The organism is Bacillus pumilus (assembly GCF_900186955.1).
Taxonomy (GTDB): Bacteria; Bacillota; Bacilli; order Bacillales; family Bacillaceae; genus Bacillus; species Bacillus pumilus.
The window spans coordinates 835290-846332 of record NZ_LT906438.1 but is presented as its reverse complement, the minus strand read 5'-3'; the positions used below and the strand labels follow the sequence as shown (position 1 = coordinate 846332).

Sequence of the window (11043 nt, the reverse complement as noted above, 5' to 3'; positions counted from 1 at the left end):
GTCCTTTTCTTCGCTTTTAATTTCTCCATATCTTACATGAAGGTGATGGATCATGTAAAGCTTTATTTTTTGCAGTGCAATTGAATTTCATTCTTTAAATGATATGTTGCGTGTATTTACTTGGGCTGTATTCAATTTTAAACGCGGGAGATAGGGCTCGTTTCACTTCTTCAGTGATACGCTCTCCTCCTTGATTGAATTTCTTTTCCATGTCTGCGCCATTTGGCAGCAAATCATCTGTCTCTTCGTCAAACCAGCGGCCATACTGTATAGCCCAATTCCAAATCTTCGAGAAAAGGGTATCGCTTATTGGTACATCGTCTCTTTCTAAATGACATTGACAATGCCCACAATGAAAAGGTTCACCACCGTAATCTCCTTCAATTTTCACAAAAGGATGATCCTCAAATTCTCGACAGCACACCCATTTTTTAAAGTGCTGACCGAAGTCTGTCAATTTAATTGAGTAATAACGCATGGAAGTGCGCCTTCCTATCATGTCAAAAATTCCTTGATCAATTAATGTCTTGAGTCGATGCTCAATAAAATCATCACCGATATACTGTTCTAAATGACCGAGGACTTCCCCAATTAAACGTGGAGTTTTGATGTACTCCTCTTCGGGATCTGACTGATGAAGCCGCTTAGCCATTTTCACTAAATAAGCATCAAATTCATCTTCTGGTACACTGATCGTTTGTCCTTTTTGCCATATCCTCAGGGTATGGTTTTCTTTAGCAAATGATAGCCATTCGTTTTGTAAATTCTCTCTTTCTTCTTTTGACACTGCATGAATATGCTCTTTACATCTGTACAAAACCTTCAATTTTTCAGTTGTGATTTCCCCGGCATGTCGAATATCCATTCGTCTTGTATTTGTATTGAACAGCTGATCAAATGCAGTCGTTGTATTGATGAGAGACAATTCAATATTTTTCTCTTTTAATAAATAGATGGCATATCGCAAACCAATTTGCTCATGGGCATTATTGCCTGTCCAGATGAGGATACTCGTACCATCTTTTATATCTTTTATTTGCTGAAACATTCTATGCTGATTGGTGATCATGTCATCAAAATAGCCATATTCATTTGACATCACGTGACGAAGCCACTCTATACGTTTCTCCTGTCCTTCTTGTTCATGTAAATGCAGATGAGGTCCAATCGAATAAATGTCATCAAAGGCGATGATATCATTTACTTGGTCTTGCTTCATTTCGCGCAATGCTTGTTTTAAACTACCGGCAGCTGCTGCTCCAAATACGATATGTATCATCATTCGCCTCCCTTTATCTTACAGTTTATTTCATCTTCACCTATTCAGGGTTCTTGCGTCAATTCTATTGAGTCAATTTCATTCAAAAGTATGACAATGAGAGGTTAAGATATATATAGAATGCAGAATTGAAGAGACTATATCCCATGAAATGGGGCAATCTGTTTACTGAGCTCGCTTTAAAACTTTCTCTCTGAATGATTGATAGAATCCCCCTTCATTTAGTTCAAATTCTTATTCACAAATTCCCCTTCACAATCGTTCTCTTGGCTTTCTTAACAATTCTGCTAGTTGCTTTTGTGTCAGAATTCTTTGACCACTGGTCGCACAGGTTTGTTACCCAATTTGGTTGTGTTTTACTTGCGTCATTGAGCCAGTTTCCTACAGAATCTTGAACATATATGGATGGATCGGATTTGAGTAAATTTAGAATAGGCAGTGCCCTCTCTGGCTCTTGTTTTAATAACTCAATATGCTTTGTCCATACCCCTCTCGGACGGAGCGACTCTACAGAGAACCGGCGAATATTTTCATCCTCGCTTTTTGCCCATTCTGTTAAATGCTCTATACTTTGATCGAGCTGAAGACTTAGACTTTCTCTCACTGACATCCATGCAATTTCTCGAACACCAAAATGATGATCAGCTGCAAATGGCTGAATGTACGCAAGTTTCTCTTCCAGTGTTGATAAACTCTGTTTGTTCATATAAGCAGCCCAACAGCGAACGCTATCAGATATGTGGTGAGCAAATGCCAGCAGCACTTCCGCTTGTTTTTCTTCATTCTCTTCATGTAGCACGTCATCTAACAATTGACCAATGAGCCGAATGGCTTTCATTCCTGATTCAGCTTTTTGTTTAGTGATCTCAGATGATACATCGTCTAAACGATGCTCTAAACCAACGGACGGCAAAACATGCTGTATTAGCGTCATATGATTGACAGCCAGCCATTCAGTTAAATTCACACTTTCGATCTCTCCCTGATTCAAAAGGGTCAAGACGTCATGAGGGATATCAGTCCCCTTTCGAGCGCCTTTTCGATTGATCATTTCCTCACTTATTGGCATTCTGTATTCTCTCCTTGTCTAGTGGTTCTTTTGTTTGATATTCATTGTTTTTAAAAGGAATTTGTTGATGCTTTCAATCTTTGGATATTGACTCCTATTGTAGCAAATAAACAACTTCACTGGTGCATTCTTCAAATCAAAAAGGAACTACCCGAAATAAGTAGTTCCTTTCATACAACATTGAATGTAAGTTAGCTTCCTTGCTCGATCACCTTCAAACTCTTGCGCTGAGAAAATCGGTCAAACGCTACCATTAGAATGGTCATGAGTAGAGCGAGAAAAACCGTGCCAGCACTGATCCAGCTTAGGTTTAATATAGATGTTTCGCTTAGCACAATCCCTCCTACACCAGAGCCTAAGGCAAATCCGAATTGAATAAATGATGTATTGACACTTAATGCGATATCAGGAGATTTTGGTACAAGTGTGACAAGATATAGCTGCTGAGCTGGTGATGTGCTCCATGTAGCGATCATCCATATCATGATGACAGCCACCATGAGCACGAGATTATCTGTGACAAATGATAGCAGCAAGAGCATGATGATTTGCAAAATGATTCCTGAGAAAATCGTGAATATTGGGCCTTTTTTATCTGCCGCCATCCCTCCAAGGCTGGAGCCCAAAAAGCTGCATATTCCTGCTAGTAACAAAATGCCACTGATTTCTGTGATGCTAAGATTTGCTGATGCTTGCAGAAAGGGCGTTAAATAGGTAAACAACGTGGAATATCCACCTACATAGAATAGCGTCACTGCCACCGCCAGTAATATTCGCTTGTCTTTTAAAATCGATAACTGCATACGAAGCGTCACCGGTTCTTGTTCTTTCATAGAGGGGATTCGCCTATACACAACAATCAGCGGAATAAGCGTGATCAATCCAATGGCTGCGAATAATGCTTTCCATCCGATCATACTGCTTAGAAATGTCCCGATTGGAACGCCTAAAACCAAGGAGCTGCTGAGTCCCATTAAAATGATACCAATAGCTGTTCCTCTTTTTTCACGTTCTACAAGACGAGTCGCAACAGCCATTGCCACCACAATAGCCGTCCCCCCACTGATTCCTTGTAAAATCCTTGTCATCATCACCATTTCAAACGAATGGCTGACACTTGTGATGACATTACTTAAAATAAAAATAATTAACATCCATGACAGTATTTTTTTGCGGTCTATATTGATGGTCAGTGCAATGACAATCGGTGCGCCGATGGCTGCTGAGAGCGCTAAAGACGTGACCAATAATCCAGCGGCAGACGTCGTGACATGTAGATCATCTGCGACCATCTGGATAATGCCTGTAATGATATATTCGATTGTTCCGATTAAAAAGGCTGCTAATGCAAGTAAATAGACAACGGTTTTATTTTTCATCGTGACGTTTCTCCTTTGGACAATGCTTACGATTTGATTTCATCTATAATAGGAATTTGAATTTCAATGAGTCTGCCTTCTTCATTTTCAGACAATGGGTAATAAATCTCTCGGCCTGGCTGGTCTTCTTTCACGCGGTATCCATTATTTTCGATCCATGTCGCCAGGTCAATACAAGCTGTTTGGGCGGATGGAGAATGTGAATGAAATAATAATGTCGCCATAGTTTCTTCAGCAGGTAACGTTCGTATCGTGATTCCTTGAGGAAGATTGCCTTTTAACGCTTTGATGGAATACCCGACCTCAAATTCAAACTCACTTTCCTTTTCGACTGATTCCCTCCATAGCACCACTTGTGGTCCCGAAATTGATTCTTGTTGATGTTTAAGTAATAAATGATGAAACGTCTGAAAAAATGAGGGGATCTCATCAACCGTTCCGTTAGATTGGAAAGACAGGATGCGTTTGCTTTCAACGGATTTGATGATGACCTCCTGTTCTTTTTCAACACATCCCTCTCGTTTGATGAGGTGCATCCGCTCCTTAATACGCGCCAATTTCTGTTGTTCTCTCTCGATCAATTGCTGAATTTCACTTTCTTTCAGCAGAAACATGCCCTGAATCTGCTCTACTGAGATATCTTCACGAAGAAGCTGAGCCATTTGCTTTAACGTAAAGCCCAATTCCTTGTACAGAAAAATTCGGTTGACCTCAAGCAGCTGTTCAGCTGAGTAATAACGGTATCCTGAATCTTGATCAATCTGCTTAGGCTTTAATAAATCAATTTGGTCATAATATCTTAAGGTTTTAACAGGCACTTTACTTAACATAGAAAAATCGCCGATCTTGAACATCCTGCATCTCCTCCGTTTTGTTGATCTGATCAAAGTATAAACCTTTCAGTTAAGGGGAAGGTCAACAGAAGAATTTAAAATAAAATTTACCGCATATAAAAAGCCCTATCTCAAATAGGGCTCGTTGTTTGATGAACTTTATTCGTCCTCCAAAATATGTTTAGCCGCTTCTAGTGCTGAAGCTGCTTTAGGCCATCCGATATAAAAACTAAGATGGGTGATGAGTTCAATCAACTCGTTCTTCGTTACACCATTTTCTTTGGCAAGATGTAAATGATATTCCAGCTGATTCAGGCTGCCCGCACTTACTAAGGCTGAGACTGTAATCAGACTGCGATCTCTTAGAGAAAGTTCCTCTCTCCTCCACAAATCTCCATAGAGAACTTTTTCTGAATACTCAACAAATGCTGGAGCAAAATCTCCGAGAGTGTATTTTACAGTTGGCTTGATTGGTTGATGCATAGCTATTTCCCCTTTCATTCGTTCCGTTACTTGATCATCTGCGCAAGCCCTTCTCCAAAGGACCAATTCTCCAAGCCTGTCTCAATCAGCATAATGAATACATTTTCTTTACGTATATTGAGCTGGCAATACAACTGGTCAGCTATTTCCTTATATAAAGACTGCTTCTGTTCCTCGGTTCTTCCTGAACCACATGTAATTTGGATATATAAAAGGCGATGATCCCTCTCATGACGAAGAAGATAATGGGGATCATAAAAAAATTCGTCTTTCTTATGTGAACTGAACACCTGAAAGTAGTCTTTTTTAGGAACTTGAAATTCTTTCATCAGAGCCTTCATGATCGTTTGGCTAACAGAAGCTAAGCTTTCTTGATCGTACGCCTTTTCCATATAACTGACTTTTACAAATGGCATGATTATCATCTCCTTTTTTCTATTTCACTTCATTTTACATCCCAATACTTATTTTATATAATTGAATAATATATAAAATTATATTCATATATCGAATGGAGATTATTAGAAATGGACTTAAAAGAGTTAAAAGCATTTCAAGCCGTGATTCAGGAAGGAACATTCTCAAAAGCCGCTCAAAAATTGAATTATGCACAGTCGACCATAACGAATCAGATCAAACGATTAGAAAAGGAGTTAGGATTTCAATTGTTTGTAAGAGGATGGGAGGCTGAATTAACCCCTTCAGGACAATTGTTTGCCAAAGAGATTGATCAGTTGATACTCCATTGGCGCTTTGTATTAGAACAATCACAAAAACTCCAAAAAGAAGAAATCGGAACCTTGAATATAGGCGTCATAGAACCAATTGCTGCCACTATTCTTCCTTCCGTCCTTCAAATATTCAGGAGACATAAACCGAATATCACATGCCACTTTATCATCGGTAATACAGACTTTCTTTACAAGCTTCTGCTCAAGGGTGAGATTGATTTTGCCATTGCAGGGGAACCAGTGATGAATACACTTCCGTTTGAGGAGTTGTACAAGGAGGAAATGTCTTTTATTATCGCAAAACAGCAGGCAGATCAAGTTGGAACGATTTCATTCATCAAGGACCTTTATGAACAGCCTTTGATCATAGGCGGGGAAAGCTGTTTATATCACATGAAGTTACAAAAGGAACTCTCAAGAATTAATGTGGAGCCGTTCACTTATACCATCAGCCAGATTTCAGCAATTCCATCATTTCTAAAGGAATTCCCCTCTGTCGGAGTCGTCCTTTCCTCTATCCCATTGTCAGACGAGTTTGTGCAAATTCCAATTGAAATGGAGGACCCTTTTATCTCGATAGGAATCTTAACTCATAAGGAACCCCATCTCTCTCTGGAAAAGACCAAGCAGCTGCTGCTTGATCTATTTCGTCAAGAAGCGGAGCAATTCACATTCTCGTGATCTCGTTTCAGAAACAAAAAACCTAGATTTTATACATCTAGGTTTTTCAATCTTTCAAGCCATTTTAAGATGGCTCCGCTTTTAAAGAAATTGAGTATGGCACCCTCGCTAAATCGTTCGGCTCTCACAACCTCCATCATAAGAGCAAGCACACACTGCGCATTTAAATTTGAAATGTCCACATTCTCCATATCATTCATTCCCGATTCAATCCCATTTTCTTTCAGGATTTCTCTGTAGCGAATAAGCTCCATCTCTTCGTGTTGTTCTGCAAAGGTATAAATATCTGCAATCAAGTGACGGACCGTTTCGGAATAATTCACAAAGGGCATCTGAATCGGATGTTCAGGTGTACCATCATTTTCTCGATCGATGACCCATTCTCCAATAGGATCTTCCTGAAGCATCGGTATGTATTTTGTTAGAATATCGAATTGGCTCATTCTCATCCTCCTCTATTTCATTGATATGGTTCACTTTGTTTCTCACGATTTCATCAAGTAATCTACTATTAAAATTTTTTAGCCACGCTGGACTACCTCAAACCTTTTATTTATCCCATACCCTCATCTGCTTTATGACCAATGCTGCCGTTTCACTCGGATGGCTAAGTGGGAAATGATGACCATATGGAACAAAATCAACCTGACCAAGATGTGACGGGGCAGAATAGCCTTTGTCATAATCCCCCCAAATAATATGAAGACGATCCTTTGTGACCTCATTGAAATCATCTTGATCGATTTTCTGTAGTAAGCTGTTAAGCTGAATCGTCGTATTTAATATTCTAGGAGACGTAAAACTATTTCTGACTTTTTCAATATAATGTTCAGGGATGCTCTCCGTATTTTCAAACAAACCACCCTTTAATACATAACGCCCTATCATATTAGTCGATGCCCATTTCAATGTCCATTTGTTCATAAATTGAGGAACATTTCGCGATGCAGCATGATTCTTCTCAACAGGCGGTTGAAGTAAAGTGATTGAATACTTCTTATCGATGTACCCTTTTACCAATGCTTCCAGAAGGATATACGCACCGAATGAATGGCCGATTAAATGTGCACCATTCGTCGCTTTCTCCAATACCTTTTGCACTACATTCAAATACATATCTAGAAGATGTTTCTCTCGTTTAAAAGGAGAACGTCCCAAACCCGGAAGATCCAAGATCCATACAGGTTGACCCGTTTTTTTATGAAGCTCTTGTGCTAAAGGGAATAAATCCTCTCCATCGCTCAATAAACCATGTAATAAAATAAACGGTTTACCCTCTCCTTTTAATTGGTAAAGGGTCGTGTTATCACATAGTGTTCGTTTAAATAAATGATCATCCTTAACGTTTTGATTCATCATTCGATAATCCAGATCAGCTACTACAGCAGGGAAAAATTTCATGACACTCGTCTTCCGAAACCAATCTTCTCCCATTATTTTTTTCGCTGCAACATTTGAAAATGTTCGTTTTGTCATAAAGTTCAGTCCATCAGAAGGAATGTTTGTGAGTTTACTTACGCCACTATTCATCATAGCTTTCATCAGTGGCATTGGGACAGAGATTTTTGGTGCCCTCATATTCATACTTTCTGACATCACACTCAATAATTCACCAATATTCTGATCGCGCTGCTTGTCTTCAACAAGCGTATATGTTTGAATAGCCGGTTGCTCCAGTTTGAAAACCTGCACAATAAACCTCGCAAACTCATCGTTTGAAATAAGTGGTAACCTATAGTCCTTACCTCCAGGAATCACCGGCATGAGCCCTCTTCGCATACTCTTCACAAGCAAACCTAATCCTGCTATCTGCTCTGTACTCCCCGTTTGACTACTACCGACGACAGTCGGCGGATTAATGACAGAAAGCGGATAACCTACTGCTGATGCCTGTTGACGAATATAAAGATCTGCTAAAAATTTTGTTCTCTCATATGGATTTTTTATTTCCAAATAATGATTTCCTTCTTTAAACACATCAATTTCAATCTTGCTATTTTGATCATCAAAAGGACCCATATAACCGACAACATGAATAAATTGCTGCAAGCCCTTCAATTGATGAATACTTTTAGCTAAGTCACTCATATGTTTGGCGCCATTTAAAAAGACGGAAGCTGCCTTTTTACTTGTCGCTTGAATATCCATGGGTCCTCCTGCGTGAATGATCACATCCGTTTTCAACACCTTCTCCTTATCTTCAGCACTTAGACCCAAATCGACTTTCGTCAAATCACCTTCAACAAAGTGCATCACTGCCTCTTTTAAAATACCTCTTTCTTGAAAAATGCGTGTTGCTTTACTTTTCGACCTCACTAAAAGAAGAATGTTCACATCCTCTTTGGCTAATTCTTTTACTAACTCCTTTCCAATAAAGCCCGTTCCACCAATTAATAATACTGTTCTCATATAAACATCTCCCTTTTAGTACTAATCAGTACTAATTTAGTTTGAAAAAAAAGCTTCTTTATCGAAGCAAGTTAAACATATGATCGGCTGTTTTCGTAATGACAGTTGCATCCTTCAATGTTTCTGAAATAAATAACGCGCCTTCAAGATTGGTAATAAATAGTGATGCAACCTCATCAATATGAATCGTCTTTCTGAATTCTCCATTCTCTACTCCTTGTTTCAGTAATAGAGAAACTTTCTTTTGTAATCCTGTAAAAAACAGACCTATTTTTTCTTTTATTTGTGTGGCCTGTGTAGGACTTTGAATATAAAGAGTAATAAATGGACAGCTTCCTTTATAGTCTCTCGATTGAACTCCTTGTGATAATTGCTTTAAAAATAGTTGGATACGTTCTTCAACTAAAAATTGGTTCTGAGATAGTACGTCATCAATTGCAGATTGATACATGTCAATCCAATAATCAACGACCCCTTCTAATAATTCCTCCTTATTAGAAAAGTGATAATACACATTAGACTTTGACACTTTGCTTACACGTACTAATTCATCCATGCTTGTATAAGCAAATCCTTTTTCTAAAAATAAAGTTGCAGCTACTTCAAGCACACGTTTTTGATTCATTAATTTTACTTTTTTCATAATTAGAACTATATAGTACTAATTTACACATTGCAAGTATTTATGTTCATTTAGAAAAAGTCTGATGAAAGAAATGCCCGCAAAACAAAAAAAGCTCGAAAATCTAATATTGATTTTCGAGCCTTGATTAAAGTCTATTTTTTCACGAGCGATACAACAGTCTCTACATGCGCCGTATGCGGGAACATATCAACCGGCTGCATGTATTCAATTTTGTAGTCTTTTGAAATGTATTCTAGGTCTTTTGCTAGTGTTGATGGGTTGCAAGAGACGTAGACAAGGCGTTTTGGTTTGACTTGTTTGACGGTGTCTAAGAAGGTGCGCTCGCAGCCTGTTCTTGGCGGGTCCACGACGATGACGTCAGGACGGAAGCCTTCTTTGACCCATTTTGGCAGCCAGTGTTCGGCTGTTCCGGTTACATAGGTCGCGTTTTTCATGCCGTGTTTTTTGGCATTTTTCTTGGCATCATCAATTGATTCTTTGATGACATCCATTCCTCGTACTTCTTTGGCGCCATCTGAAAGCCACATCCCAATCGTTCCAACGCCGCAATACGCATCGACAATTTTTTCTTTGCCAGTCAGTTTTGCCGCTTTTTTTGCTTCGTCGTAAAGCTTTAGCGTTTGCTTCGGATTCAATTGGAAGAAAGCACGTGCACTCAGTTCAAAGGAGACGTCTCCTAAAAATTCTTGAATGACCATGTTGCCAGCTAGGTGAGATGTCTTATGACCAAAGATGACCGACGTTTTTTCACCATTGATGTTGTGCATAATGGACGTCACTTCTGGCAGACGTTTTTGAATGGCTTCGGCAATTTCTTTTTTCTTTGGAAATTCAGGTTTTGATGTGACAAGAACAACTTGTACTTCACCTGTTTCAAAGCCAACTCGAACAACAATCGACCGCACGTCGCCTTTTCTTGTCCGTTCATTGTAGACCGATACACCGAATTTCTCTAAAATTTTGCGGACAACGCCCGTTGTTTTGTTCGTTTTCGGATGCTGCACGATGCATTCCTTGATCGGTACAAGCTTATGAGAGTTCAGTCCGTATAGCCCCGCAATGATGTCGCCGCTATGAGAACGCCCTACTTGGAACTGACTTTTATTCCGGTAGTGCCAAGGATCTTCCATACCGATCGTTGGTCGAATATCTAACTTTTCAACTGATATCTTCGTATGGCGTTCCATTGATTGAATGACAATATCTCGTTTTTCCTTTAGCTGCTGCTCGTACGCCAAATGCTGAAGCTGACATCCGCCGCACTCTTCGTAAACTGGGCATGGCGGTTTCACTCGATGCTCGGAGCGCTTTCTAACTTTTCTAACCGTACCTTCTGCATATTTTGCTTGGACATTCGTTGCTTCCACAACCACTTCTTCGCCTGGAAGCGCACCTGGGACAAAGACCACTTGCTTTTTAAAATAACCGACCCCTTCACCATTAATGCCAAGGCGTTTAATGGTAAGCGGAAACTGCTGTCCCTTTTGCAAAAGGGCACCTTGCTGTTTTTCCTTCACTTCATTCTCTCCGTTC

General features: G+C 39.5%; 11 protein-coding genes and 1 other annotated feature (1 of these 12 cut by a window edge). Of the genes, 1 reads left to right on the top strand and 10 read right to left on the bottom strand.

Annotated elements, in window-relative coordinates; translation table 11 throughout:
• Positions 1 to 20 (bottom strand) — a binding site (T-box leader); it reaches 203 nt to the left of the window's first position.
• 74 nt (positions 21 to 94) lie between these two features.
• From CKW02_RS04095 to CKW02_RS04070, 6 genes are all read right to left on the bottom strand, one after another.
• Positions 95 to 1279, bottom strand: coding sequence for a DUF1835 domain-containing protein (locus CKW02_RS04095; protein ID WP_034620886.1), 1185 nt, complete (start codon positions 1277 to 1279; stop codon positions 95 to 97).
• Between the two features lie 238 nt (positions 1280 to 1517).
• Positions 1518 to 2348 carry a DNA alkylation repair protein gene (locus tag CKW02_RS04090; RefSeq protein ID WP_003218020.1) on the bottom strand — a complete coding sequence of 277 codons (831 nt, stop codon included), beginning with the start codon at positions 2346 to 2348 and terminating at the stop codon, positions 1518 to 1520.
• Positions 2349 to 2539: 191 nt separating this feature from the next.
• A complete protein-coding gene (locus CKW02_RS04085) occupies positions 2540 to 3727 on the bottom strand; it encodes an MFS transporter (RefSeq protein WP_003218012.1) in 1188 nt (395 codons plus the stop codon).
• A gap of 26 nt (positions 3728 to 3753) precedes the next feature.
• Positions 3754 to 4581, bottom strand: a complete 828-nt coding sequence (locus CKW02_RS04080) for a MerR family transcriptional regulator (protein ID WP_003218038.1) — start codon at positions 4579 to 4581, stop codon at positions 3754 to 3756.
• A gap of 138 nt (positions 4582 to 4719) precedes the next feature.
• Positions 4720 to 5043: a carboxymuconolactone decarboxylase family protein gene (locus CKW02_RS04075; protein ID WP_003218056.1), complete on the bottom strand. Its 324-nt coding sequence runs from the start codon at positions 5041 to 5043 to the stop codon at positions 4720 to 4722.
• A 26-nt stretch (positions 5044 to 5069) separates the two neighbouring features.
• The gene (locus CKW02_RS04070) at positions 5070 to 5459 is read right to left on the bottom strand and encodes a tautomerase family protein (RefSeq protein ID WP_003218064.1); all 390 of its coding nucleotides are present in this window, start codon (positions 5457 to 5459) and stop codon (positions 5070 to 5072) included.
• 111 nt (positions 5460 to 5570) lie between these two features.
• On the opposite strand from CKW02_RS04070, the gene CKW02_RS04065 reads away from it, so the two are divergent.
• A complete protein-coding gene (locus CKW02_RS04065; protein WP_003218052.1) occupies positions 5571 to 6455 on the top strand; it encodes a LysR family transcriptional regulator in 885 nt (294 codons plus the stop codon).
• A gap of 29 nt (positions 6456 to 6484) precedes the next feature.
• Here CKW02_RS04065 and CKW02_RS04060 read toward each other — a convergent pair whose 3' ends face one another.
• The 4 genes from CKW02_RS04060 to rlmD form a co-directional block, all read right to left on the bottom strand.
• A complete protein-coding gene (locus CKW02_RS04060; RefSeq protein ID WP_003218004.1) occupies positions 6485 to 6898 on the bottom strand; it encodes a DUF6508 domain-containing protein in 414 nt (137 codons plus the stop codon).
• 106 nt (positions 6899 to 7004) lie between these two features.
• The gene (locus CKW02_RS04055; RefSeq protein ID WP_095117766.1) at positions 7005 to 8864 is read right to left on the bottom strand and encodes an alpha/beta fold hydrolase; all 1860 of its coding nucleotides are present in this window, start codon (positions 8862 to 8864) and stop codon (positions 7005 to 7007) included.
• A gap of 58 nt (positions 8865 to 8922) precedes the next feature.
• Positions 8923 to 9489 carry a TetR/AcrR family transcriptional regulator gene (locus CKW02_RS04050; protein WP_034620919.1) on the bottom strand — a complete coding sequence of 189 codons (567 nt, stop codon included), beginning with the start codon at positions 9487 to 9489 and terminating at the stop codon, positions 8923 to 8925.
• A 152-nt stretch (positions 9490 to 9641) separates the two neighbouring features.
• Complete coding sequence (gene rlmD, locus CKW02_RS04045) at positions 9642 to 11027, bottom strand: 23S rRNA (uracil(1939)-C(5))-methyltransferase RlmD (RefSeq protein WP_003218043.1); 1386 nt, start codon at positions 11025 to 11027, stop codon at positions 9642 to 9644.
• Between the last annotated feature and the right edge of the window lie 16 nt (positions 11028 to 11043).

What these genes read in the sequence shown, in the direction of transcription:
- CKW02_RS04090 (WP_003218020.1), bottom strand. Translation starts at nt 2,348, where the DNA reads ATGCCAATAAGTGAGGAAATGATCAATCGAAAAGGCGCTCGAAAGGGG.
- CKW02_RS04075 (WP_003218056.1), bottom strand. Translation starts at nt 5,043, where the DNA reads ATGCATCAACCAATCAAGCCAACTGTAAAATACACTCTCGGAGATTTT.
- CKW02_RS04070 (WP_003218064.1), bottom strand. Translation starts at nt 5,459, where the DNA reads ATGCCATTTGTAAAAGTCAGTTATATGGAAAAGGCGTACGATCAAGAA.
- CKW02_RS04095 (WP_034620886.1), bottom strand. Translation starts at nt 1,279, where the DNA reads ATGATACATATCGTATTTGGAGCAGCAGCTGCCGGTAGTTTAAAACAA.
- CKW02_RS04080 (WP_003218038.1), bottom strand. Translation starts at nt 4,581, where the DNA reads ATGTTCAAGATCGGCGATTTTTCTATGTTAAGTAAAGTGCCTGTTAAA.
- CKW02_RS04055 (WP_095117766.1), bottom strand. Translation starts at nt 8,864, where the DNA reads ATGAGAACAGTATTATTAATTGGTGGAACGGGCTTTATTGGAAAGGAG.
- CKW02_RS04060 (WP_003218004.1), bottom strand. Translation starts at nt 6,898, where the DNA reads ATGAGCCAATTCGATATTCTAACAAAATACATACCGATGCTTCAGGAA.
- CKW02_RS04085 (WP_003218012.1), bottom strand. Translation starts at nt 3,727, where the DNA reads ATGAAAAATAAAACCGTTGTCTATTTACTTGCATTAGCAGCCTTTTTA.
- CKW02_RS04065 (WP_003218052.1), top strand. Translation starts at nt 5,571, where the DNA reads ATGGACTTAAAAGAGTTAAAAGCATTTCAAGCCGTGATTCAGGAAGGA.
- CKW02_RS04050 (WP_034620919.1), bottom strand. Translation starts at nt 9,489, where the DNA reads ATGAATCAAAAACGTGTGCTTGAAGTAGCTGCAACTTTATTTTTAGAA.